The sequence below is a fragment of the Arthrobacter sp. AOP36-A1-22 genome (genome assembly GCF_052377615.1).
Classification (GTDB): Bacteria; Actinomycetota; Actinomycetes; order Actinomycetales; family Micrococcaceae; genus Arthrobacter_H.
Window position 1 is genome coordinate 136,240 of the sequence record NZ_JBQSWX010000007.1, and the last position, 24,033, is coordinate 160,272.

The 24,033-nt window shown below is 66.1% G+C and carries 22 protein-coding genes; 13 read left to right on the forward strand and 9 right to left on the reverse strand.

Annotated features, from left to right (window positions below; genetic code table 11):
* Positions 1–90 precede the first annotated feature (90 nt).
* On the reverse strand, positions 91–1,299 hold the full coding sequence (gene glgA, locus ACT3S2_RS06540; RefSeq protein WP_444561432.1) for a glycogen synthase: 1,209 nt from the start codon (positions 1,297–1,299) through the stop codon (positions 91–93).
* 103 nt (positions 1,300–1,402) lie between these two features.
* On the opposite strand from glgA, the gene glgC reads away from it, so the two are divergent.
* The 3 genes from glgC to pepN are packed head-to-tail and all read left to right on the forward strand — an operon-like array spanning position 1,403 to position 6,863.
* On the forward strand, positions 1,403–2,644 hold the full coding sequence (glgC, locus tag ACT3S2_RS06545; protein WP_444561433.1) for a glucose-1-phosphate adenylyltransferase: 1,242 nt from the start codon (positions 1,403–1,405) through the stop codon (positions 2,642–2,644).
* Positions 2,645–2,689: 45 nt separating this feature from the next.
* On the forward strand, positions 2,690–4,168 hold the full coding sequence (locus ACT3S2_RS06550) for an SDR family NAD(P)-dependent oxidoreductase (protein WP_444561434.1): 1,479 nt from the start codon (positions 2,690–2,692) through the stop codon (positions 4,166–4,168).
* A 58-nt stretch (positions 4,169–4,226) separates the two neighbouring features.
* On the forward strand, positions 4,227–6,863 hold the full coding sequence (gene pepN, locus ACT3S2_RS06555) for an aminopeptidase N (protein WP_444561435.1): 2,637 nt from the start codon (positions 4,227–4,229) through the stop codon (positions 6,861–6,863).
* 71 nt (positions 6,864–6,934) lie between these two features.
* Here the strand turns inward: pepN and ACT3S2_RS06560 are convergent, their stop codons facing one another.
* Both ACT3S2_RS06560 and ACT3S2_RS06565 read right to left on the reverse strand, forming a co-directional pair.
* A complete protein-coding gene (locus ACT3S2_RS06560; protein WP_444561436.1) occupies positions 6,935–8,041 on the reverse strand; it encodes a lipoate--protein ligase family protein in 1,107 nt (368 codons plus the stop codon).
* A gap of 124 nt (positions 8,042–8,165) precedes the next feature.
* Entirely contained in the window at positions 8,166–8,420 is a 255-nt protein-coding gene (locus ACT3S2_RS06565; protein ID WP_444554689.1) for a type B 50S ribosomal protein L31, read from the reverse strand.
* Positions 8,421–8,781: 361 nt separating this feature from the next.
* Here ACT3S2_RS06565 and ACT3S2_RS06570 point away from each other — a divergent pair, with 361 nt between their 5' ends.
* Complete coding sequence (locus tag ACT3S2_RS06570) at positions 8,782–9,435, forward strand: hypothetical protein (RefSeq protein ID WP_444561437.1); 654 nt, start codon at positions 8,782–8,784, stop codon at positions 9,433–9,435.
* Positions 9,436–9,903: 468 nt separating this feature from the next.
* Here the strand turns inward: ACT3S2_RS06570 and ACT3S2_RS06575 are convergent, their stop codons facing one another.
* Genes ACT3S2_RS06575 through ACT3S2_RS06585 form a run of 3 tightly spaced genes read right to left on the reverse strand, consistent with a single transcriptional unit; the run spans position 9,904 to position 12,310 of the window.
* Positions 9,904–10,710: a TrmH family RNA methyltransferase gene (locus ACT3S2_RS06575; protein ID WP_444554691.1), complete on the reverse strand. Its 807-nt coding sequence runs from the start codon at positions 10,708–10,710 to the stop codon at positions 9,904–9,906.
* Positions 10,710–11,504 (reverse strand): sulfite exporter TauE/SafE family protein, encoded by a 795-nt coding sequence (locus ACT3S2_RS06580; protein WP_444554692.1) that lies wholly within the window; start codon positions 11,502–11,504, stop codon positions 10,710–10,712. The genes ACT3S2_RS06575 and ACT3S2_RS06580 overlap by 1 nt, the downstream gene beginning before the upstream one ends.
* 14 nt (positions 11,505–11,518) lie before the next feature.
* On the reverse strand, positions 11,519–12,310 hold the full coding sequence (locus tag ACT3S2_RS06585) for an ABC transporter ATP-binding protein (protein ID WP_444561438.1): 792 nt from the start codon (positions 12,308–12,310) through the stop codon (positions 11,519–11,521).
* Between the two features lie 110 nt (positions 12,311–12,420).
* Here ACT3S2_RS06585 and serB point away from each other — a divergent pair, with 110 nt between their 5' ends.
* Together serB and ACT3S2_RS06595 are read left to right on the forward strand one after the other, a co-directional pair.
* Positions 12,421–13,368 (forward strand): phosphoserine phosphatase SerB, encoded by a 948-nt coding sequence (gene serB, locus ACT3S2_RS06590; RefSeq protein ID WP_444554694.1) that lies wholly within the window; start codon positions 12,421–12,423, stop codon positions 13,366–13,368.
* 137 nt (positions 13,369–13,505) lie between these two features.
* Positions 13,506–15,194, forward strand: a complete 1,689-nt coding sequence (locus tag ACT3S2_RS06595) for a VanW family protein (protein WP_444561439.1) — start codon at positions 13,506–13,508, stop codon at positions 15,192–15,194.
* An 86-nt stretch (positions 15,195–15,280) separates the two neighbouring features.
* Here ACT3S2_RS06595 and ACT3S2_RS06600 read toward each other — a convergent pair whose 3' ends face one another.
* Together ACT3S2_RS06600 and ACT3S2_RS06605 are read right to left on the reverse strand one after the other, a co-directional pair.
* Positions 15,281–16,024: an SDR family oxidoreductase gene (locus ACT3S2_RS06600; RefSeq protein WP_444554696.1), complete on the reverse strand. Its 744-nt coding sequence runs from the start codon at positions 16,022–16,024 to the stop codon at positions 15,281–15,283.
* A gap of 142 nt (positions 16,025–16,166) precedes the next feature.
* Entirely contained in the window at positions 16,167–16,892 is a 726-nt protein-coding gene (locus ACT3S2_RS06605; protein ID WP_444561440.1) for a beta-ketoacyl-ACP reductase, read from the reverse strand.
* A gap of 107 nt (positions 16,893–16,999) precedes the next feature.
* Between ACT3S2_RS06605 and ACT3S2_RS06610 the strand changes: the two genes are divergently transcribed.
* The 3 genes from ACT3S2_RS06610 to ACT3S2_RS06620 are packed head-to-tail and all read left to right on the forward strand — an operon-like array spanning position 17,000 to position 18,730.
* Positions 17,000–17,593 (forward strand): DUF3099 domain-containing protein, encoded by a 594-nt coding sequence (locus ACT3S2_RS06610; protein ID WP_444561441.1) that lies wholly within the window; start codon positions 17,000–17,002, stop codon positions 17,591–17,593.
* Positions 17,590–17,832 carry a hypothetical protein gene (locus ACT3S2_RS06615; RefSeq protein ID WP_444554699.1) on the forward strand — a complete coding sequence of 81 codons (243 nt, stop codon included), beginning with the start codon at positions 17,590–17,592 and terminating at the stop codon, positions 17,830–17,832. Before ACT3S2_RS06610 ends, ACT3S2_RS06615 begins: the two co-directional genes overlap by 4 nt.
* A gap of 4 nt (positions 17,833–17,836) precedes the next feature.
* A complete protein-coding gene (locus ACT3S2_RS06620) occupies positions 17,837–18,730 on the forward strand; it encodes an SURF1 family cytochrome oxidase biogenesis protein (protein ID WP_444561442.1) in 894 nt (297 codons plus the stop codon).
* Positions 18,731–18,812: 82 nt separating this feature from the next.
* Here the strand turns inward: ACT3S2_RS06620 and ACT3S2_RS06625 are convergent, their stop codons facing one another.
* Positions 18,813–20,414, reverse strand: a complete 1,602-nt coding sequence (locus ACT3S2_RS06625; RefSeq protein WP_444554701.1) for an ABC-F family ATP-binding cassette domain-containing protein — start codon at positions 20,412–20,414, stop codon at positions 18,813–18,815.
* Positions 20,415–20,564: 150 nt separating this feature from the next.
* On the opposite strand from ACT3S2_RS06625, the gene ACT3S2_RS06630 reads away from it, so the two are divergent.
* The 4 genes from ACT3S2_RS06630 to ACT3S2_RS06645 all read left to right on the forward strand — a co-directional run bounded on the left by ACT3S2_RS06630 (position 20,565) and on the right by ACT3S2_RS06645 (position 23,894).
* Positions 20,565–21,182, forward strand: coding sequence for a biotin transporter BioY (locus ACT3S2_RS06630; protein WP_444561443.1), 618 nt, complete (start codon positions 20,565–20,567; stop codon positions 21,180–21,182).
* Between the two features lie 3 nt (positions 21,183–21,185).
* Positions 21,186–21,908 (forward strand): energy-coupling factor ABC transporter ATP-binding protein, encoded by a 723-nt coding sequence (locus tag ACT3S2_RS06635; RefSeq protein ID WP_444561447.1) that lies wholly within the window; start codon positions 21,186–21,188, stop codon positions 21,906–21,908.
* Positions 21,908–22,585, forward strand: coding sequence for a CbiQ family ECF transporter T component (locus tag ACT3S2_RS06640; protein WP_444561444.1), 678 nt, complete (start codon positions 21,908–21,910; stop codon positions 22,583–22,585). The genes ACT3S2_RS06635 and ACT3S2_RS06640 overlap by 1 nt, the downstream gene beginning before the upstream one ends.
* A gap of 130 nt (positions 22,586–22,715) precedes the next feature.
* Complete coding sequence (locus tag ACT3S2_RS06645) at positions 22,716–23,894, forward strand: MalY/PatB family protein (protein ID WP_444561445.1); 1,179 nt, start codon at positions 22,716–22,718, stop codon at positions 23,892–23,894.
* The last annotated feature ends 139 nt before the right edge of the window (positions 23,895–24,033 follow it).

Genomic DNA, 24,033 nt, shown 5'->3' on the forward strand with positions numbered 1-24,033 from the left:
ACCGACCCGGCCACGGCACGACGGCGGTGCCTCCGGATTCCGGAGGCACCGCCGTCGTCGTCTGTCGGGGCCGTGACGGCGCCCGGGCCCTCAGGGTCGGTAGGAGTCGATCGCGTCCTGGTAGACCTCCAACGTCCGCTGGGCGATGGCATCCCAACTGAAGTTGCTGGCGGCGCGTTTCCGGCCGGCGGCGCCCATCACCCGGGCCCGTTCGGGGTCCTCCAGCACCCGGGTCAGCGCTGCGGCGAAATCGGCGACGAAACCCTCGACATCCGCCGGCGTGCCCGAGGCGTCGTCGAGCTGTTCCAGGGCCACCAGCAGTCCGGTCTCGCCATCGGCGACCACCTCGGGGATCCCCCCGACCGCGCTGGCCACCACTGCGGTGCCGCAGGCCATGGCTTCGAGGTTCACGATCCCCAGCGGTTCATAGATCGACGGGCAGGCGAAGACGGTCGCCTGGCTCAGGACCTGGATGAGTTCGTTGCGTGGCAGCATGCGTTCGATGACGACCACGGCCTCCCGGGTGGCCCGCAACGTGGCGATCAGCCCGGCGACTTCCGCGGCCAGTTCGGGGGTGTCGGCGGCTCCGGCACAGAGCACCAGTTGGACGTCGGGCGGCAGCAGTGCCGCGGCCCGCAGCAGATAGGGCACCCCCTTCTGTCGGGTGATCCGTCCCACGAAGGCCACCGTGAGTCGGTCCGGGTCGATCCCCAGTCCGGGCAGTGCCTGTAGATCCGGTGCCGGATGCCACGCCTCGACATCGACCCCGTTGTGGACCACGTGGACCCGTTCCGGATCGACGTCGGGGTAGGCGCGCAGGATGTCCCGGCGCATGCCCGCGGATACCGCGATGACGGCGTCGGCCCCGTGGTAGGCGGTGGATTCGGCCCAGGAGCTGACGGCGTATCCCCCGCCGAGTTGTTCGGCCTTCCAGGGGCGCAGGGGCTCCAGCGAGTGGGCGCTGAGCACATGTGGGACCGAATGCATCAGCGAGCCGAGGTGGCCGGCGAAATTCGCGTACCAGGTATGCGAGTGGATGATATCCGTCCCGGCCAGCGCGGGAACGATGCGCAGATCGGTCCCCAGGGTCGCCAGTGCGGGGTTCGCCTCCCCCAGGTCCCCGGGCTCGGCATAGCTGGCCACGGTGGCGCCGTGGTAGTCCGCGGGGCGCTCCGCTCCGAAGGCGTGCACGTGCAGATCCGCCAGCGGTGCCAGCACCCGCGACAGCTCGGCGACGTGGACACCGGCCCCGCCATAGATGGCCGGCGGGAATTCCTTGGTCACAATGTCTACTCTCACAGCACCAACGTAGCCGTTTAAGTGACTTCTGCCATAGTCTGAGGCGTGCAGGTGAAGCCCGGCGTCCACGTCGCCGGGAGGCAACAAGGAGCAGGGAGACGGCATGCCCCGGAGAAAAGTCCTCGTCGTGGTTCTGGCCGGTGGGGAAGGCAAGCGGCTGATGCCCCTGACGGCGGATCGTGCCAAACCGGCCGTACCGTTCGCCGGCAGCTACCGGCTGATCGACTTCGCCTTGTCCAATGTCGTGAATTCGGGATATCTGCGGGTCGTGGTGCTCACCCAATATAAATCCCACAGCCTGGACCGCCACGTGTCCGAAACCTGGCGCATGTCGACCCAACTGGGCAACTATGTCGCCTCGGTTCCTGCCCAGCAGCGGCTGGGCAAGGACTGGTTCCTCGGCTCGGCCAACGCGATCTACCAGTCCCTGAACCTGATCCACGACGCCAAACCAGAATACGTGTTGGTGGTCGGCGCCGATCACGTGTATCGGATGGACTTCTCGGCGATGATCGACGCCCATATCGCCGCCGGGGTCTCGGCCTCCGTCGCCGCGGTCCGCCAGCCCATCGACCAGTCCCATCAATTCGGGGTCATCGAGGTCGACGACGACGACCCAGGGCGTATCGCCGCCTTCCGTGAGAAACCCGCATCGACCCCCGGGCTGCCCGATGACCCGGATTCCTTCCTGGCCTCGATGGGCAACTACGTCTTCAGCACCGATGCCCTGCTCGAGGCCCTGGACGCCGACAACCTCAGCGACGACACCAAACACGACATGGGCGCGGACATCATCCCGGGCTTCGTCGAACGCGGTGACTGCGGGGTCTATGACTTCTCCTCCAACCCCGTCCCGGGCGAGGACGACGGGCTGGTGCGTTATTGGCGCGACGTCGGCACGCTGGATTCCTACTATGACGCCCATATGGATCTGGTCTCCCCCATCCCCAAGTTCAACCTGTACAACAAGGAATGGCCGATCCACACCCGGCACCACAGCTCCCCGCCCTCGAAGCTCGTCCGCGATAAGAACGGCGTCCCCGGCGAAGCACACGATTCGCTGCTGGCTGCGGGTGTGGTGATCACCGGAGGCGTCGTCACCCGCTCGGTGATCTCCACCGACGCCCGCGTCGAGCACGGGGCCTGCGTCACCGATTCGGTCCTGCTGGACGACGTCGTCATCGGAGCCGGTGCCACGATCAACCACGCGATCATCGACAAGAACGTGGTGGTCCCCGCCGGCGCCAGCATCGGCATCGACCACGCGGTGGATCGGGCCCGCGGATTCCTGGTCACCGACTCGGGGCTGACCGTGTTGGCGAAGGGACAGCAGATCGACGGCTGACCCGACTGGGTGGATGTCGCGCCGGGGCGGTATAGTTCTGCCGTCATGACTGAGCATTCCTCCCCCATCGCCGCCGCCGATCTGGCCGCCTGCCTGGGCGTCCTCGAACGCATCCACGAACTCCCCGACGACGACGAACAATTCATCGCCGTGCGCCGGGCCACTGCGAAGATGTTCAAGGAGGTCAAACGCGCCCGCCGGACCGAGGCCCGCCAGGCGGTGGTCGAGGCCGACCGCCAGGTCATGGAACGCACGGCCACCGGCGCCGCGAACCGGCTCGACGACGAGACCGAGGGGCTGGACCTGTCCTCGACCTCCGCGGGCTCCAGCGCCGGGGAATACCAGCAGCCGCGCAAATGCTACGTCTGCAAACAGCCCTTCACGAAGGTCGATGCCTTCCACCACCTGCTGTGCCCCGACTGCGCCACCGCCGGCAGGCATTGGCGCGAGGCCCGCATCGACCTGACCGGACGCCGGGCCCTGCTCACCGGCGGGCGGGCCAAGATCGGCATGCATATCGCGTTGCGGCTGCTGCGCGACGGGGCCCATACGACCATCACCACCCGTTTCCCCGCCGATGCGGCCCGCCGGTTCGCCGCCCTGGATGACAGCGGCGATTGGCTGCACCGGTTGCGCATCGTCGGGATCGACCTGCGCGACCCCTCCCAGGTGGTGTCGTTGACCGAGCAACTCATCGCCGCCGGGCCGCTGGACATCCTGATCAACAATGCGGCCCAGACGGTCCGCCGTTCCGGCCAGGCCTACCGCCACCTCATCGATGCCGAGGCCCGGCCGTTGCCCCCCGAGCTCAGCCAGGCCCGAGGTGGCCCGGAACTCTGGGGCGCCGGCCAGGCACCACAAGCCCACCCCCGGGCCCTGGCCGCGGCCTTCGACCTGGACACCGACGCCCTGGAATCCTCCGCCGCCTGGGATCCGGCACGGCTGGCCGAGCTGGCGATGACCGCCGGATCGGCCTCCCTGGACCGGGTGGAAGCAGGAACCGCGATCGATGCCGGCGGGCTGGTCCCCGATCTGGTCAGCGTGAACAGCTGGACCCACACGCTGGGCCAAGTGGAGGCGCTGGAACTGCTGGAGGTCCAGCTCTGCAACGTCACGGCACCGTTCCTGCTGGCGAGCCTGCTGCGTCCGGCGATGGCCGCCTCCTCGTTCAACCGCAAGTACATCGTGAATGTCTCGGCGATGGAGGGGCAGTTCTCCCGGGTCTACAAGGGCCCCGGTCACCCCCATACCAACATGGCCAAGGCTTCGATCAACATGTTGACCCGCACGTCCGCCGAGGAGCTCTTCGACACCGATGGCATCCTGATGACGGCCGTGGACACCGGGTGGATCACCGACGAACGCCCGCACGAGTCCAAGATCCGACACGCCGCCGGAGGCTGGCATGCACCCCTGGATCTGATCGACGGCGCGGCCCGGGTCTACCATCCGATCGTTGCCGGCGAGGAGGGCACGGATCTGCGGGGCTGCTTCATCAAGGACTACCGTCCCTCCCCCTGGTAATCCACGGATCCACGCCGGACGGTGATCTTCAACACCTGTTTCATGGTTGAATGGCCCCGTGGAGAATCAGCAGCCCAGAAACCAGAACCTGTCCCGCGATGAGGCCGCCGAGCGCGCCCGGATCCTCAGTGTCGACTCCTATGAAGTCGATCTCGATCTGACCGGCGCCCCGGATCCCACGGTCTCCGGCTACCGATCCCGGACGCGGATCGCGCTCACCGCCCAGGTCGCCGGCGAGGAGACCTTCCTGGACTTCATCCATGGTGGCGTCGCCTCGGTGGTCCATAACGGCAAGCCCCTGGATCCCGCGACCGCGGTCCGTGGGTCACGGATCCACTTCACTCCCACGGCGGGCCACAACCTCGTCGAGGTCGATGGCACGGCCCTCTACTCGACCTCCGGGGAAGGCATGCACCGCTTCGTGGACCCGGTGGACGGCCAGACCTACCTCTACACCCAGTACGAGCCGGCCGACGCCCGCCGGGTGTTCGCGAACTTCGAACAGCCCGACCTCAAGGCACCCTTCAGCTTCACCGTCACGGCGCCCGCCCACTGGCATGTCGCCTCCAACCAGTCGGTGGCCGAACGCACCGAGCACGACAACGGCATGGCCACCTCGGTCTTCGCCCCGACGCTGCCGATCTCGACCTACATCACCACGATCCTGGCCGGGCCATACCACTACGTCACCGACAGCTGGTCCCGCCGCCTCGAGGACGGCAGCACGCTGACCGTCCCGCTGGGCCTGAGCTGCCGGGCCTCGCTGGCGGCAAGCTTCGATGCCGATGCCCTGTTCACCACCACCCGGCAGGGGCTGGACTTCTTCCATGACCTCTTCGACTACCCCTACCCCTGGGGCAAATACGACCAGGCCTTCGTCCCCGAATACAACCTCGGCGCCATGGAGAACCCCGGTCTGGTCACCTTCACTGAGAACTACGTCTTCACCTCCCGCGCCACCGAATCCCAGTACGAGGGCCGGGCGAATACGATCATGCACGAGATGGCCCATATGTGGTTCGGCGATCTGGTCACGATGCGCTGGTGGGATGACCTGTGGCTGAAGGAATCCTTCGCCGACTTCATCGGCACCCTGGCCGTGGCCGAAGCCACCGACTTCGATACCGCCTGGGTCACCTTCGCGAACCGCCGCAAGGCCTGGGCCTACGTCCAGGACCAGCTGCCGACCACCCACCCGATCGTCGCCGACATCCCCGATCTGGAAGCGGCCCGGCAGAATTTCGATGGCATCACCTACGCCAAGGGCGCCTCCGTGCTCAAGCAGCTCGATGCCTACGTCGGGCGCGAGGCCTTCGTCTCCGCGGCCCGTACCTATTTCCGTCGCCACGAATACGGCAACACCACCCTGGCGGACTTCCTGGCCGTCCTGGCCGAGGCCTCCGGCCGCGATATGGGGGCCTGGTCCGAATCCTGGCTCCGCACCGCGGGGGTCGGTTCCCTGGAGGTCGAGTTCGAGGAGCACGACGGCGCAGTCACCTCGGCGGTCATCGTCCAGGAGGGCGCGGATCCCACGACGGGATCCGCCGCCATCCGTCCACACACCCTGGGGTTGGGCACCTTCGAATTGCGCGATGGCAAGCTGGAGCGCACCGGAGGATTCAGGCTCGATGCCACCGGGGCCCGGACCGAGATCCCCGAACTCGTCGGCCGGCCCCGCCCCGCCGTCGTCCTGCCCAATGACGGGGACCTGACCTATGCCAAGGTCAGATTCGACGAGTCCTCCCTGCAGGTCCTGCTCGAACACCTCGGCACGTTGACAGAGCCTCTGTCGCGGGCCACCGCCTGGGCAGCCCTCTGGTCCATGGTCCGCGATGGCCTGCTTCCGGCACCGGTCTTCCTGAGCGCGGTCCGCCGACATGTCTCCACGATCACCGATGTCGGAGTCCTGTCGATGATCCTGGGGCAGGCCGAGACCGCCGTCCAACGGTACTGCCCTCCCCATGTCAGGGATGCCGAACACCGGCAGCTGGCCCAGTCGCTGCATGATTTCCTGCTCGCTGCTGATCCCGGATCCGACGCCCAGCTGGCCTTCGCCAGGGCCCTGGCCGAGTTGGCCCGCGCCGGCGAACTCGACCATGTCGTGGCCGGGCTGCTGGACGGCAGCCTCCGGGTCGAAGGACTTACCGTCGACGAGCAGTTGCGCTGGGCCCTGCTGCAGGCCGGTGCGGCCCGGGGACACATCTCCACCTCCACCCTGGAGGCCGAGCGCCAGGCCAACCCGTCGGCGGTCGCCACCGTGGGGCAGGCGCTCGCCTGGGCAGCACGCCCGGAGGCGCAGGTGAAGCAGGCGGCCTTCGACGCCGCCCTGTCCGGAACCGACGCCGACGGCGCGGTCCTCTCCAACGATGTCCTCAGTGCCACGGTCAACGGTTTCCTGATCGGTTCACATGAGCAGATCGACGGCTACTACGAACGCTACTGGCCGGCCCTGGCCGATATCTGGGAGAAGATGAGCATCGGCCTGGCCACCCGGATCGTGCAGGGCCTGTTCCCGTTGGATCAGGATCTGGGCACCGAGGCACCGGAGCAGCATCGCGTCGTGCGCAGCGCCGATGCCTGGCTCGCCGACCACGCAGAGGCTCCACGGGCCCTGCGTCGGATCATCATCGAACAGCGCGACCAGCTGGTGCGCACCCTGCACGGGCAGGCCGCCGTCCTGGCGTCACGGGACTGAGCTCACCGGCAATCGGATGAGGCGGGCGCCGGGCCCAATCCGGCGCCGGCCCGTCCAGGGGCCCGGTCCGGCTAGGGAACCCGGTTCAGCCATCCATCGGTCCGGAACTTCTCGTCGGCGAGACGCTCGGCCCGGGTCAACGTGGCCTCATCGATTTCGGTCCGGGTCGCCCCATAGCGCTCGGCAAAGGTCGAGATCATCGTCTCGATGATCTCGGCCCGCGGGATGCCCGCCTGCCGCTTGAGTGGATCCACCCGTTTCTTGGCGCTGGCGATCCCCTTATCGGAAATCTTCTCCTGCCCGATGCGCAGCACCTCGGTCATCTTCTCGGCGTCGATGTCGTAGCTCATCGTGACGTGATGCAGGATCGCTCCCCCGGCTAAACGCTTCTGCGCGGCACCGCCGATCTTTCCCTGGTCGGTCGCGATGTCGTTCAATGGTTTATAGAACGCCTCCACGCCTAGGCGTTTCAACGACTCCATCACCCAGGCGTCCAGGAACGGGTAGGAGTCGGCAAAGCTCATGCCATCCACCAGCGACGCGGGAAGATAGAGGGAATAGGTCACGCAGTTCCCGGCCTCCATGAACATGGCCCCACCCCCGCTGATGCGCCGCACCACGGTCACCCCATGCTTCCGGGCCCCGTCGGGGTTGATTTCGTTGCGGACCGACTGGAAACTGCCGATGACTACGGCGGGCTCGTTCCAGTCCCAGATCCGCAGGGTGGGTTTCCGGGTCCCTTCCATGACCTCACGGGTCATGATCTCGTCCAGGGCGACGTTGGCGGCGATGGGCAACGAACGGGGTCCGATGACTTCCCAGTCGTGGTCGGCCCACGTCGTCGCCAGGCCCAGGGCCCGGCGCACCGCGGTGGCCACGGCCGCGGGATCGAAACCGAACATGACCGCGTCGTGGCCGACCGCCCTGCCGACGGCTCCGCTGATCACCGCATGCGGTGCCGAGGCCTCCATTCCGACCAGGGCCGAGTTGATGTCATCCAGCGCCTCATCCGGTTCGAGGAAGAAGTCCCCGTTGATGTTGGCGCGCACGATCCGCGCCTCCGCCCCTTCACCGGCGACCTCGAGATCGGCGACCACGAGTTTTCCTCCGTGGACCTTGAATTCTCCGTGGTGGGTGTAGGGCGTGCTGTCCGGCTGGGGAAGATTCTCGACTGGCATGGTTCCATCCTAGTGAACCCGCCGGGCCCACGGGTCCCGGAACGGCCCGGCGGGGCGGCGTCGGCCCCGGGCCGTTAACGACAAAAGGACCCCGAAGGGTCCTTTTGCCACATGAAGGGTCCGCTTACTTCTTGCCGAAGTTCTTGAAGCGGGCGTTGAAGCGCTCGACGCGGCCGGCCGAGTCCATGATGCGCTGCTTACCCGTGTAGAACGGGTGTGATGCTGCCGAGATCTCGACGTCGATGACCGGGTAGGTCTTGCCGTCTTCCCACTCGATCGTCTTGCTCGAGGACCGGGTGGAGCGGGTCAGGATCTTTTCGCCGGAGGCGAGGTCGTTGAACACGACCGCCTCGTACTTCGGGTGGGTATTGGACTTCATGTGGAAAACCTTTGTTCGAGCCACTGGATTTTGCCAGCAGCCATACGGGTACAGCCGTTCCGTTCGTCACGGAACCGACCATTCACTGTATCCCATCGACAGATGCCCGGAAAAATCGCCGCGCCTACTGGGTGCGTAGTCCGGTGCCAACACGAAAAGCCACGCCCCTCCTGCACCCCACCGGCTACCTCCCTGGCTGGTCCCCGGATGGGGGGCATCGACGCTGGGATCCGCAGCCCGATGGTTTCGTGGGACAGCTTCACTGACATCCGCACGTAGCGCTTACCTGCGCGGGCAAAATGTCAGGGCTGCATGACAGCCTGCTTTCACAGTCAAGCGAGCAACACACGAAAGGACAACCATGGATACCGTTTCACAGATGCACGTCCAGATTCCCGAGGAAACACTGGAAATCATCACCTCTGGTCTTGAGTACCACGATAAGCACCATTGGATCCCGTGGGCTTGGGCGGCGATTTCCCGAGAGGGGGACCTCGAGCCGATCGTGGACGAATCCAGTCCTGACTATGCATCCCAACTCATCACGCTCGCTGCCTTGGGCCATCTCTACGACAAATTCCAGGATGCCTATACCGGGCTCCACCCCAGAGACGAGTTCCTGACCGAGCTGCTGGGCGACGCGCGCCCGGCAATCAATCAAATCGAACTGGCGCGCTACTGCGAACGCAACGGTCACTACGACTACTCGGAAATTCCCGAGTCCGCAGCCGCGCTCGAACACGTTGCCGTCAACAACCGAACAAACGAAGTCCAAGTTCGACTGGTCCACCTTGTCGGACAAGCAAGACTGTTCACCTCGCTCGTTGTTGCCGGTACGGCAATAGCGACCGCTGATTTCGGCGCCGAAGACGACGACGCCGAATTTATCCCCCTTGGCGACTCACTGACACTTGACGCATTCGACCCGTATTTAGACGACGTCCTGAACTTCACCCTCACTGCCGAAAAGCATCGTGCATATGAGTGGCTCACGGGCGACCTCGACCTTGGATGATTCGGCGGTCCGCCACTCGCCCCAGTCGTTGGTGAAGACCTGAGTGCCTGGACAGGGACGAGCTGCCACAACAACACCCTCTCGCCAGGTAGAAGAACGATCGGTTCGTCGCCCTGCTGCTGATGGTTTGCACTACCGGGATCCCGCTCAAAGCCGGCACTACTCGGCGTTGGGCGCTCACCAACTGCTCATCGGGTAATATTCAGCGCCGGTTGTTCGAGTACGTCCGAGGCGTCAGCCCAGGATCAACGAGTCCATGGCCTGCAGTCGGATTCAAGCCCTGGCTTTCAGTGCCGAGCGCCAACGTCCACGTCTGGCTCTGATGAACCACGACCATCACGCCTCTCATTGGGCTCGCACTCCCCTGCTGGAGTCATGCCAGCTTTCTAGGGCGCGTTTTGAGAGGGCCGGAGCCACTCCGGCGAACCATCCAGGAGACCCGGCCTGCGCCCACGACATTCGCCGCGCCTACCTCGCCCGCAATTCCCACATGGCCACGGTGGAGGCCGCAGCGACATTCAACGAATCGACGCCCGGGCGCATGGGGATCATCACGGCCTCGTCCACCCGGGCCAGGGTGTCGTCCGAGACACCGGCCCCTTCGGTGCCCAGCACCAGGGCCAACCGATCGATGTTCTCGGCGGCTACTTCATCGATGGGCCGGGCCGAGTCGGTGACCTCCATGGCCGCCAACCGGAATCCGTCCCCGCGCAGCCGGTCCAGCCCCTCATTCCAGTCCTCCAGCCGCGCCCACGGGATCTGGAAGACCCCACCCATGCTCACCCGGATGGAACGCCGGTACAGCGGATCGGCACAGCGGGCGGAGACCAGGACGGCGTCCATTCCCAGGGCGGCCGCCGAACGGAAGATCGCGCCGAGGTTGGTGTGGTCCACGATGTCCTCCAACAACAGCACCCGGCGGGCCCCGGCGACGACGTCGGCCACCGGAACCGGTTGCGGCCGGTTCATGGCAGCCAGCGCACCCCGGTGCAGGTGGAAGCCGGTGATCTCCTCCAACACGCCCGGCGCCCCTACGAAGGCCGGAACCTCGGGGTGGGCTTCGAGGACATCGGAGAGCCCCTCGAGCCATTTATCGGCCAGGAAGAAGGAGCGCGGGACGTGTCCGGCGGCCAGGGCCCGACGCAGGACCTTGGAGCTTTCGGCGATGTAGAGCCCGCGCCCCGGATCGGTTCGTTGCCGCAGGGCCGCATCGGAGAGCCGGACGTAATCGGAGACGCGCGGGTCGGAGGCAGATTCCAGGGTGATGATCGGCATCAGGAGACCAGCTTGCCGATCATGACCGCCAGGGCCACGAGCCCGAGCACCACGATGAACGAACGCAGCAGCAGCGGTGAGAGCTTCCGGCCGACCCGGGCGCCGATGAACCCACCGACCAGGGAACCGCCGGCGATGAGCAGGACGATCAGCCAGTTGATGCGGTCGAAGGCGAAGAGCAGGTAGGACACGGCGGCGACCAGGTTGACCACCAGCGAGAGGATGACCTTGATCGCATTGGACTGCTGCAGCGAACCATGGAAGAAGATGCCCAGCACGGCCATGAGCAGGATGCCCTGGGCCGCGGTGAAGTAGCCTCCGTAGACCCCGATGAGGAAGACCAGGACGTAGACCAGCGGCGATAGTTTCTGTTCGTCCGCATGGGAAGGCCGCAGGGCCCCGCCGCTTTGCCTCTCACGCACCCACCGGGCCAACCGCGGCTGGAAGATGACCAGCAGGATTGCGATCGCGATGAGGACCGGGGCCACATACCCGAAGACCGTTTCGGGAAGGTGGAGCAGCAGGAAGGCGCCCAGGATGCCGCCCAGCAGCGAGGCCGGAACCAGTTTGAGCATCGTCTTGGGGACGGTGCGGGCTTCCTGCCGGTATCCCCAGGCGCCGGAGAACCCGCCGGCGACCAGGCCCATGGCGTTGGAGATGATGGAGTTGACCGGCGCGAAGCCCAGGGCCACAAGGACCGGGAACGTCACCAGCGAGCCGGAGCCGACGATCGTGTTGATCGTGCCCGCCCAGAGCCCGGCAAAGAGGACGAGCAGTTCCCTCCATAAATCCATGCGCTGCGCTGGCCCTAGGCGCCGAGTCGGGCGACGGCCGAGTAGCGGCCGTCGTCGACGCGCAGGCGCAGATCCATCTCGAAGGTCTCCGAGAGGTTGGCTTCGGTCAGTGTCGTGGCGATGGGGCCGGCGGAGACGATGTTGCCCTCGTTCAGCAGCATGGCATGGGTGAAGCCCGGGGGGATCTCCTCGAGGTGGTGGGTCACCAGGACCATGGCCGGTGCCTCGTCGGCGGCGGCGAGCTCGGAGAGGCGGGCGACGAGGTCCTCGCGCCCCGCCAGGTCCAGTCCTGCCCCGGGTTCGTCCAGGAGGAGCAGTTCGGGGTCGGTCATCAGGGCCCGGGCGATCTGCACCCGCTTGCGTTCGCCGTCGCTCAGTGACCCGAATTTCCGGTTGATCAGGGTGGACATCCCCCAGTCGTGCAGCAGTGAGAAGGCCCGGCGTTCGTCCATGGCCTCATATTGTTCACGCCAGCGGCCGGTGGTGCCCCAGGAGGCGGTGACCACGACGTTCAACACCTTCTCGTGGGCGGGGATGTGGGTGGCCAGGGCCCCGGAGGACAACCCGATCCGCGGACGCAGTTCAAAGACGTCGACCCGTCCCAGGGTCTCGTCGAGGATCTCGGCGGTGCCCCGGGTGGGGTGCATGCGGGCCGCGGCGATCTGCAACAGGGTGGTCTTCCCGGCCCCGTTGGGACCCAGAACAACCCATCGTTCGTCCTCCTTCACCTGCCAGTCGATGCTCGTCAAGAGGTTCTTTTGACCCCGGACCACGTCGATACCGGTAAAGGAGAGCACATCATTCATGGTCAAAACACTAAGGCAATACCTAGGTGATCGGCCAAATGCTACCGGGTGTGCCGCCCCGCGACGTCGCGAAGTAGCGCCTAGCAGGCACCGCACGGGAGAATCGTTCCATGAAGATCAGCAGTTACCTCGTCTCCCATCACGGCACCGCGTCCTCCCCCGACGACGGTGCCGCGACTCCGACGGCCGCCGACGGCCCGGAGGCGACCCGGTTCGAACCGGCACGGATCGAGGCGCTCCTGGGGGACCACGGGTTCTCCACGGCCTCCTCCACGGCGTTCTCGGGGCTGGGGTACGCCGGAACACGCAGGGCGTTGACCCGCACGACGCCGGAAGGCCCCGACGCAGACCGCTCCGCCGCCTTGCTGGACCGGCTCGCCGCCGACTCCGCGCAGCATGCCCTGGTCCCGGCCAGCCTGATCGAGGCGCCCCGCAAGCTGCTGGTCATGGACGTCGATTCCACGTTGATCCGGCAGGAGGTCATCGAGTTGCTGGCCGCCCATGCCGGGCGTGAGGCCGAAGTCGCCGCCGTCACCGAGGCGGCGATGCGCGGCGAACTGGACTTCTCCGAAAGTCTCCACGCCCGGGTGGCCACCCTGGCCGGGCTGGAGGCCGGGGTCATCGATCGGGTGTGCGACGCCGTCGTTCTCTCGGCCGGGGCCAGGGAACTGATCGCGGCCTGCCACGAGGGCGGGCATCTGGTGGGCGTTGTCTCGGGCGGGTTCCTCCAGATCCTCCGGCCGCTGGCCGACGGGTTGGGGCTGGACTTCGCCCGGGCCAACGATCTGGGCGTCAGCGAAGGCCGGCTGACCGGAACCGTGAACGGGGAGATCGTCGATGCCGCCGCCAAGGAGTCGTCCCTGCGGCAGTGGGCCGTCGAGGCGGGCCTCCCCGTGGAACACACCATCGCCGCCGGCGACGGAGCCAACGACCTGTTGATGGTCCGGGCTGCCGGACTCGGGATCGCTTATTGCGCCAAACCCGCGTTGCGTACCGCCGCCGACGCGGTGATCGATCTGCCACGGCTGGACATCATTCGTCATCTGGCAGGTATTTGATCATGACGATTGCATAACTACCGGGCCCCGCGGACATCAACGGCGCATCTGCGCGAGCCCGCGGCGCTAGGATCTTTTGTGGTGCGCGTTCCGACGGGCGCACGGCGTCGATGAACATGGAGCATTCGCGGGCAATCATGCGGGACAAAAAAGACACGAGCAAGAAGAAAAAGGGCTGGCTGATCGGCGGTGGCGCCATCATCCTGTTGGCGGGCGCCTACGCAGGCGGGGCGTCGCTGCTCGGCGACCAGATCCCCAACGGGACCACGGTCCACGGGGTCGAGATCGGCGGTCTGAGCAGTTCCGACGCCGCCGCCCGACTGCACCGGGACCTGGACCCGCTGGCTTCCGAACCGGTCACGATCGCCGCCGGGGAACAGTCCGCGCCGCTGACCCCCGACGAATCCGGCCTGGGCCTGGACATCGAGGCCACCCTGCAGGGCCGGACCGGGTACACCCTGAACCCCATGGTCCTCTTTCAACGCCTGACCGGCGGTTCGGCCATCAAGCCGGTCCTGACCCAGGACGACGACGCCTTGCACGCCGCCATCGAGGATCTGCGTCCCAAGCTGGACACCAAGGCCACCGAAGGCAAGATTGCCTTCAAGGACTCCAAGGTCCAGTACGACGCCCCGTCCGAAGGCGAGAAGGTCGACGCGGACCAGGCCGGCGACGCCATCGGCAATTCCTGGTTCGGCGCGAGCGAACCCATCGAGGTGGCCACCACCACGGTGGAGCCCAAGACCCCCGCCTCGGCGTTCGAGAAGGTCCGCGATGAGCAGGCCAAGCCCCTGGTCGCCGGGAACGTGACCGTGGCCGCCGATGACCTGAAGGCCACCTTGAAGCCGGCCGAGCTGGCCCAGGCGGCGTCCTTCAAGGTCTCTGACGGCGCGGTGAAGATGTCGTTGGACAACCAGCAGCTCGCCGACCGTCTGCTCAAGGCCAATCCCAAGATGGCGTCGACGGCCAAGGACGCCCGCATCGTCCTGAAGGACGGGAAGCCGAAGATCATCCCCGCGGTCAAGGGCCATGGCGTCGAGACGAAGAACCTCACCGAGAAGATCCTCACCGCCGCGACCACCGATTCACGGACCGCGAAGATCGACGTCGCCGTCACCAAGCCGGAACTGACGACCGCGAAGGCGAAGAAGCTGGGTGTGAAGGAGGTGATCGTCGAGTTCTCCACGCCGTACCCCACCTTTGACACGGTCCGGACCAAGAACCTGCGCGCCGGGGCCTCGAAGCTCAACGGCATGCTGGTCATGCCCGGCGACACCTTCTCGCTGACCAAGGCGCTGGCCCCCATCACGGAGGCGAACGGCTACTTCAAGTCCGGCGTGGTGGAAGACGGCTTCACCACCGAAGCCATCGGCGGTGGTCTGTCGCAGATCTCCACCCAGTTGTTCAACGTGGGATGGCTCGGGGGCATGGACGATGTCACCCACCGGCCGCATAGCCGCTGGTTCGACCGCTACCCCGCCGGGCGTGAATCCACCCTGTGGGAAGGCCAGATCGACATGGCCTGGAAGAACAACACCGGCCACGCCGTGATGATCCAGGCCTGGGTGACCGACAGCCATGTGAAGACCCGTCTCTGGGGGACCAAGAAGTACAAGGTCACCTCCAAGACCTCGGGGCACTACAACAAGACCAACCCCAAGACCACCTACAACGACGCCGAGAAGTGTGTCGCGGAGTCCGGTGGCCAGAAGGGGTTCTCGGTCGATGTGCACCGCACCCGGACGGCGGGCTCGGAGACGCTCAAGGACAGCCTGCACTGGACGTATCAGCCCTGGAACAAGGTCGTCTGCGGGAAGAAGCCCTAACCCCCGCACCGACGCCAAAGGCGGCGGCTCCACCCGTGGGAGGGTGGAGCCGCCGCCTTTGATGCTCCGTGTACTGCCGGTGTGTTCTAGTCCAGGAAGTGTCCTGCTCCCCCAGCGTATTCGGTATGTCCGGTGGGGACGTCGGCCGTGGCCATCGCGGCGACCTCGACCCCGAACTCCTGGACGGTGAGCAGTTTGCCGGCAGCCTGCCGGCGCTCCTCGATGGCCCCTGGCTGGGCCCGGTCCAGCAGCGTGGCGGTGACGGTCCCTTCGATCATGTCCCCGGAGACCACCACCAACGAGATGCCCTTGGCCTCCAGCGCCGGGATCTCCTCACGCAGGGCCAGCTCCCCGGCGCGCTTGGAACGGGCCACGGGCTCGTAGGCATCCAGCGTCGCCGTCTGGTCGATGAAGTGGGCCTGGTGGCTGGTGACGAACACCACACGCGAACCGGCGGGCATGACGGCGGCCGCGGTGCGCAGCATGTCGACCTGGGCGTCGCGGTTCAGTCGCAGGGCATAGTCCTCGCCGAGATCGGCTTCCATGCCGCCGGAGGCGTTGAGCACCAGCACATCGAGGGACCCGAAGTTCTCTTGCGCCGCATCCACCAGTGACTGGGCGCCCCCCTCGGCGGTCAGGTCCGCACCGACGGCCACGGCCCGGCCCCCGGCATCGGTGATGCCCTGGACGATCTTATGGGCACGGGGAGCCTTCTGCCGGTAGTTCACCACGACGGAGGCACCCCCCGCTGCGAGGTTCTTCGCCACTTCTGCGCCGATGCCCCGGGAGGACCCGGTGACAATGGCTGTTTTTCCGTTGAGTTCTGACATGGATTCTCCTAGTTGGGGTTCACGCGGCCATGGCGCGGATGCGGCAAGGGAGCCCGCTGTCGCGGGCACTTTCCTCCATCTTGCCAGCCCATCCGGCGTCGTGCCGTTGTGGGAATGCTCCAAAGACGAACGGCAGGTGGGCCTAGTGCCCCATGCCCAGACCGCCGTCGACCGGAATGACGGCGCCGGAAATGTAGGCGGCCTCGTCACTGGCCAGCCAGCGGACGACTCCTGCCACCTCGGTGGGCTCGGCGAACCGTCCCGCGGGGATGCCCGAGAGGTACTCCTTCTGCGTGTCTTCGGGCAGTGCGGCGGTCATGTCGGTGTTGACGAACCCCGGGGCCACCACGTTGGCGGTGATGCCCCGGGACCCCAGCTCACGGGTCAACGACCGGGCCATGCCCACCAGCCCCGCCTTCGACGCCGCGTAGTTGATCTGACCGGGAGAGCCCAGCAGGCCCACCACGGAGGAGATCAGCACGACACGGCCCCTGCGCAGCTTGATCATTCCCTTCGAGGCCCGTTTGATGACCCGGAAGGCGCCGGTGAGGTTGGTGTCGACCACCGAGCTGAAGTCGTCCTCGTTCATGCGCAACAACAGCATGTCCTTGGTCATCCCGGCGTTGGCCACCAGGACCTCGACGGGACCGTGGGCCTGTTCGACCTCGGTGAACGCCGCGTCGATGGACGCATAGTCGGTCACATCCGCCTTCACCCCCAGCAGACCTTCGGGGACCTCGCCGCTGCGATAGGTGATGGCCACCTGATCGCCGTTCGCTTCGAATGCCCGGGCAATGGCCAGGCCGATACCCCGGTTGCCACCGGTGATCAATACGCTGCGCGGGGCGGGCTGGGCGGTTTCGGTCATGGGTCCTCCAAGTCGGTACGTCAACGGTTCCGCACCATTCTAGCCGTGGAGGGTTCGGCGGATCGTCGCGACGGTGACACAATGGAGGGGAACACCATGGAAGAGACATGAGCCAGCATTCGTATCCTTTGAACCAGCCTGTCCCCGCCGGCCACCCGCAGCGGATCACCGACGCCGATGAGTCACGTTCGGCGGACATGCATTCGCGCACCGTCAAATACACGATTTCGATGTCCGTGCGCATGGCCTGCTTCATCGCTGCCTTTTTCGTCCATGGGTGGATCCAGGTGGTCATGCTCATCCTGGCGGTGATCCTGCCCTACTTCGCGGTGGTCGTGGCCAACGCCAGCGGTGCCGATCTGGCCAAACGTACGGAGACCAACTACTACGACGGCGGTCCGACGGAGCCCGCCATGCTCGCCGGCGCCGCAGCCGACGGCACGAAGGACGAGGCCCCGCAGGACCCCACGGCGAAGGACGAGTCGAACACTGATGACCCGACGGAAGGCAGCGAAGGGACCACCACCGGACCCTTCGACCCGGCTTCCGGCTCGACCAGCCCGCAGGACGACGCCGAACCCGACCTGCTCTCGGGGCACTGGTACGTCCCCGACGAGGCGGAGGAACCACAGCAGGAAGAACGGGTCCATCACCATCACGGCCACCGCCACCGGCCAGGAAGCGAAAGGGAGCACGGATGAGCATTTTCGACCAACTCTCAGGCGTTGAGGGCCCCGCGGTGCCGAAGTGCTCGCGCAAGGGATGCCGGCAGTCCGCCCAGTGGCAACTGCTCTGGAACAACCCCAGGATCCATACCCCGGAGCGCCGGAAGATCTGGTTGGCCTGTGACGACCACCGCGGATGGCTGACCACCTACCTCACGGAACGCGGTCTCTTCAAGGAATCACAGCCGCTCCCCGCCGACGCCCAGGAGGGGTGAATCCGTGTACCGATTCCTGGCCAGCACCCGCTGGCTTGGCTGGCTGCTGCTGGTCTGCGTCTTTGCGGCGGCCTGCGTGGGGCTGGGCAAATGGCAGATGAACCGGCTCGATGAAGCCCGGGCCGCCAACGACCTGGTCAAGGCCAATTACGACGCCGCTCCCCTGGATTTCCGGCAGGCGCTCCCCTACTTCGACACGCTTCCGGCGGACCGGGCCTGGACCCCGGTCACGATGAAGGGCAGCTACCTCCCCGGGGATACGCGCATCGTGCGCAACCGCACCACCAACGGACAACCCGGCTATGAGGTCCTGGTTCCCTTCGAAACCGATGAAGGAACCCGGGTCGTCATCGATCGCGGCTGGCTGCCCATCGGGGACGACTCCGCCGGCAGGCCCGACAGCGTCCCTGCCCCGCCGGAGGGCCAGGTTCAGATCACGGCCCGCATGAAGGTCGGTGAGCCGGCGGTCCGCCGCTCGGCCCCCGAAGGGCAGGTGGCCTCGGTCGAGCTTCCCGCCCTGGAAGAGGATCTGGGCTATCCCATCGCGACGGGCGCCTACGGGGTGATCGCCCGGGAGCAACCGGCCCCGGCGACGACCCCCACCGCCTTGGAACGGCCCTCGATCGATGAGGGCAACCACCTGTCCTATTCGCTGCAGTGGTTCGCCTTCGGGGTCCTGTCCTTCATCGGCTTGGGATACGCGGCCCGGCAGCAGGCCCGGCTCAATCGCGAGGATGCACAGGAGGCGGCAGAGGCCGCCGCGGCGGGCACCGAAGTCATCCATTCCGCCTACCGCGCACCCCGTCAACGCCCCACCCGCAGGAAGGGCAACGTGCCCACCGACGAAGAGCTCGAGGACGCCTACCTCGACCGCTTCGAGGACCAGGCCCGACGCTAGTGAGCCGGGCGCGCCGGTCTTAAAAGGAAGCAGCCCCGCCGGATTCACCGGCGGGGCTTGCAGGCCTTGAGGCCAAGGTGACTCAGGCCAGGGTGACCAGGTCCAGATAGCCTTCGTTCCACAGGTCCTCGTCGCCATCGGGCAAGAGGACCACCCGTTCCGGGTTCAGGGCGGCCACGGCACCCTCATCGTGGCTGACCATGACGACGGCGCCGCTGTAGTTGCTCAACGCATTGAGGATCTCGGCGCGGCTGGCCGGGTCCAGGTTGTTGGTCGGTTCGTCGAGGAGCAGCACGTTGGCGCTGGAAGCAACGATCGTGGCCAGTGCCAGACGCGTCTTCTCGCCGCCGGAGAGGACCCCTGCCGGCTTGTTGACGTCGTCTCCGCTGAACATGAAGGAGCCGAGGATACCGCGTACTTCAGCGTCGCCGAGCTTATCCGGCGCGGAGGAGCGCATGTTTTCCAGCACCGTGCGTTCCACGTCGAGGGTGTCGTGCTCCTGGGCGTAGTACCCCACCTTGAGTCCGTGGCCGGGAATGACTTCGCCGGTATCGGGCTCGGCAACCCCGGCCAGCATGCGCAGCAGGGTCGTCTTGCCGGCACCGTTCAAGCCCAGGATGACCACCTTGGAGCCGCGGTCGATGGCAAGATCCACGTCCATGAAGATCTCCAGGGAGCCGTAGGACTTGCTCAGGTTCTTGGCCATCATGGGGGTCTTGCCGCAGGGATCCGGTTCCGGGAACCGCAACGCGGCCACCTTTTCCTGGGCCCGGGCTTCCTCCAGGCCGCCCATGAGGCGATCCACGCGCTTGAGCATGCTTTGCGCCGCGGAGGCGCCGGAGGCCCTGGCCTTCATCTTATTGGCCTGGGCCAGCAGGGCGCCGGCCTTCTTCTCGGTGCTGGCACGCTCGCGCTTGCGGGAACGCTCATCCGTTTCCCGCTGCTCGAGGTACCGCTTCCACCCGAGGTTGTAGAGGTCCATCGTCGCGCGGTTGGCATCGAGATGGATGACCTTGTTGACGGTCGATTCAAGCAGGTCGGTGTCGTGGGAGATGACCATCAGCCCGCCCTGGTGGTTGCGCAGGAACTCGCGCAGCCAGGCCACCGAGTCGGCGTCAAGGTGGTTGGTGGGTTCGTCGAGCAGGAGCGTCTGGGCGTCGGCGTAGAGGATCCGTGCCAGTTCGACGCGTCGGCGCTGACCGCCGGAGAGCGTGTCCAGCGTCTGGTCGAGGAGCCGTTCGGGCAAGGCGAGGTTGTTGCAGATCGCCGAGGCTTCCGCTTCGGCGGCGTAGCCACCGCGCGAAATGAACTCTGCGTCCAACCGGTCGTACCGGTTCATCGCCTTGGTGCGGATGGATTCGTCCTCGCTGCCCATCTCGTCCGTGCACTTGCGCAGCTTGGTCACGATCTCATCCATGCCGCGGGCCGAAAGGATCCGGTCGCGGGCCAGTTGTCCCATGTTCGGCGTCCGGGGATCCTGCGGAAGGTATCCGATGGATCCGTTCCGCGTCACCGTTCCTCCGGTGGGCTCCGCTTCGCCCGCCAGGACGCGGGTCATCGTCGTCTTGCCGGCGCCGTTGCGTCCGACCAAGCCGATCTTGTCTCCCTGATCGATGCGGAAGTTGACACCCTCCATCAGGAGTCGAGCGCCGGCACGGAGCTCAAGGTCGGCAACGGAAATCAATGGGAACCTCTCAAATGGAATGTGATGCGCTGTCACGCAACCTTTCCAGTGTACGCGTGCGAGCGATGACCGCCTAAGGCCGATCCACCCCACGAGTGCCATCTCACCCCAAAATACCGGCTTGAACAGTGATCAAGTATTATGTGCAGCATGACGAATTCGTATCTCGACGCCCCTCGGCTGTCCGCCCGCCGCAGCAGATGGGGCGCCCGTGACCTGGGTTTGATCTCGGTCTTCGCCGCCTTGATGGCCGCCCTGACCCTCGTCCCGGCCATCCCGGTCGGCCCCTTGGGCGTTCCGATCACCTTGCAGACCCTGGCGGTGTCGCTGGTGGCCCTCTGCCTCGGCGGCCTCCGCGGTTCGGTCAGTGTCCTGCTTTATGTGGTGGTCGGCCTGGCCGGTGTTCCCGTATTCGCGAAATTCACCGGCGGACTCGGCGTCCTGGCCGGCCCGACGGCCGGCTACCTGCTTGCCTTCCCCCTGGCGGCGCTGGTGGCCGGCTCCCTGGCCACGTTCATCCTGCGCCGCAAGCGGACGGCCGGCATGCCCTGGCTCTTCGCCGCCGCGATGGCGGGGTCCATCCTGATGACCCACCCGTTGGGCATCCTCGGAATGAGCATCAACGGGCAGATCCCCTGGGCGCAGGCAGTCGTCGTCGACCTGGCGTACTGGCCGGGAGACATCATCAAGAACATCATCGCGGCCCTGGTGGCCGTCATGGTCTTCAAGGCGTTCCCCCGCATGGCCCGGCGCGAATTCGATGCCTAGGCTATTGAAGTGATCAGTTTCCACGCCGCAGGCCTCAGCGTCCCGAACCCCGATGGCAGCGATGACGACACCGTCATCCTCGCCCCGGTGAGCTTGGACCTACGCGAGTCCCGAGTGGCGGTGATCGGCGCCAACGGATCCGGCAAATCGACTCTCCTCCGGCTCATCAACGGGCTGGCCCGCCCGTCGACGGGCCGTGTCGTGGTCGACGGGAAGGATGTGGCCCGGGACGTCGCGGCGGTGCGCCGACGCGTTGCCTTCCTGTTCAGCGACCCGCTCTCCCAGCTGGTCATGCCGCTGGTTCGCGAGGACGTGGAACTGTCCCTGAAGCCCACCCTCAAGAACAAGGTACGACGTCGTCAGGTCGCCATGGATCATCTGGATTCCATGGACCTGGCCCACCTGGCCGACCGTAGCGTCCATGACCTCTCGGGCGGCGAACGCCAGCTCGTCGCCTTGACCAGCGTGCTGGCTGCGGGACAGGACATCCTGGTCGCCGACGAGCCGACGACCCTGCTGGATCTACGCAACAACATCCTGCTGCAGGACACCCTGTTCGCCCTCGATCAGCAGATCATCTACGCCACCCATGACCTGGACTTCGCCGCCCGTGCCGATCGGGTCCTGGTCGTCGAGGGCGGCCACATCGTGCACGATGGAACACCCTGCGAGGCCATCGAGCACTACCGACAGCTGGCGCTTTCCGCGTCGAGGGAAGGTTCCTGATGCGCGGCCAGGCCCTCTTGCTGGGCCTGCGAATCCCCGGAACCTCGATGGTCCACCGGGCCCCGCTGTGGTTGAAGTACCTGGTGCTGGTCGCGGCAGGAACCGCCGTCGTCTTCCTCCGCTCCCCCACCACGGCGGCCGCCCTGCTGGTGGTGGGCCTGCTGCTGTATGCGGTCGCCGGAGCACGGGTCCTCGCCGCCTGGGCGTCCCCACTGCGGCTGCTGTGGTGGATCTTCGCCCTGCTCGCGGCCTACCAATGGTGGATGAACGGCCCGTGGACCGCGTTCATGGTCGTCGGAGGCATGTTCGCGGCGCTGCAACTGGCTCGCCTCCTGTTGCTGACCACCGACCAATCCGATCTGATCGATGGTATGGCCTGGGCGTGTTCCCCGCTGCGCAAGGTGGGGGTCAACCCGGAGCTGGTGGCCCTGGCGGTAGGCCTCATGCTGCGCAGCATCCCCGCCGTACTGGGGTGCATCGCCGATGTGTCCGACGCGGCGCGAGCCCGGGGCCTGGGCCGGAATCCTATTGCGCTGGCGGGCCCGGTCGTGGTTTCGGCCGTCGCCTTCGCCCATCAGACCGGGGACGCACTGGCTGCCCGCGGGATCCTTGAACAAGGCCTCCGCGACGAAGCTGCCGACGTGACCCCCACAAAAGGCGTCCACCACCGCTTGTAGCTCCCTTTCGGACCAGGGCGCGAAAAAAGAAGGTGCTGACTATGTCCTCCCAGCACTAAATGTACGTACTTTTATGTGTATCTTGGGAACCACAGCTACGCCGATATCCACGAACCAGCGAGGGACCCAGATGAATCACGCGGACTACTTCGATGGTCTGACGGAGACCAAACTACGAGGCGCTGGAAGCAGGAAGTGGACTACGTACCCGGACGCGATCGGCGCCTTCATCGCAGAGATGGATTTCGGTACGGCCCCGGAGGTCCAGGCAGCGCTTCAGGAGCCGGTGGGATCCGCCGCCCTCGGATACGCCCCGGTGACCGCCGTGGACGACATGACACGTGCCTGCTCGGCCTGGCTCGAGAGCGTCTACGGCTGGACTGTTCCCGCCACTGATATTCGTCCCATCCCGGATGTGCTGGCCGGCATCGTCCTCGCCATCACCCACTACTCGGCACCCGGGTCGGCGATTGTCCTTCCGACTCCGGCCCACATGCCGTTCCTGAAGATCCCAGCGAGCCTGAATCGCCGCATCATCCAGGTCCCCATGACTTTCGGTGCCGACGAGTGGAAGCTCGACTTGGAGGGAATCGATGCCGCGTTCGCCGCGGGCGGGGGCCTCCTGATCTTCTGCAACCCCCACAACCCGATCGGGAAGGTCTACTCACGGGCCGAGATGCTCGAGTTATCCGAGATCGTGGAAAAACACGGTGCACGAGTCTGTTCCGATGAAATCCATGCACCGCTGGTCTTCTCGAGTAGCCGCCACGTCCCCTACGCCTCGGTCTCACCAGCAGCCGCCAAACACACGGTGACAGTGGCTTCCGCCACCAAAGCCTGGAACATGTCGGGTCTCAAATGCGCACAGATCATCTTCAGCAACAGTACTGATCAGCACACCTGGTCATCGGCGAGCTTCATGGCCGAACACGGCGTCGGATATCTGGGTGTCCTGGCGACGACTGCCGCCTACAGCGAGGGTAAACCCTGGCTGGACGAGGTGATCACTTATCTGGATCACAACCGACAACAGTTGGCTGTCCTGCTTGCCGAGCACCTTCCCGAGGTCCGGTATCACGCCCCTGAAGGTACCTACCTCGCGTGGCTCGACTGTCGGAGTCTCGACCTCGGCAACCACCCGGCTGAGTTCTTTCTCGAAAATGCTGAAGTCGCTTGTTCAGACGGTGCCGGGTTCGGGGACAACGGTGCGGGTTATCTTCGCTTCAACCTGGCCATGCCGACGCCCATCCTCAAACGCGCCGTACGACAAATGGGCGAGGCATTCCGCAAAAACACCGCCGCAAAGTAAAGAGGATCGCGGTGCCCACCGAGCGGCATCGACACCTTGGCCGAGTCACTAGGTGAGTACACCGTTCGGCTCTTTGTCCGGCTCTCTTTCCCCTCACCGGCCCGCTTCCGGGTCGTGTTCTGCACACCCCGGTGGCTGC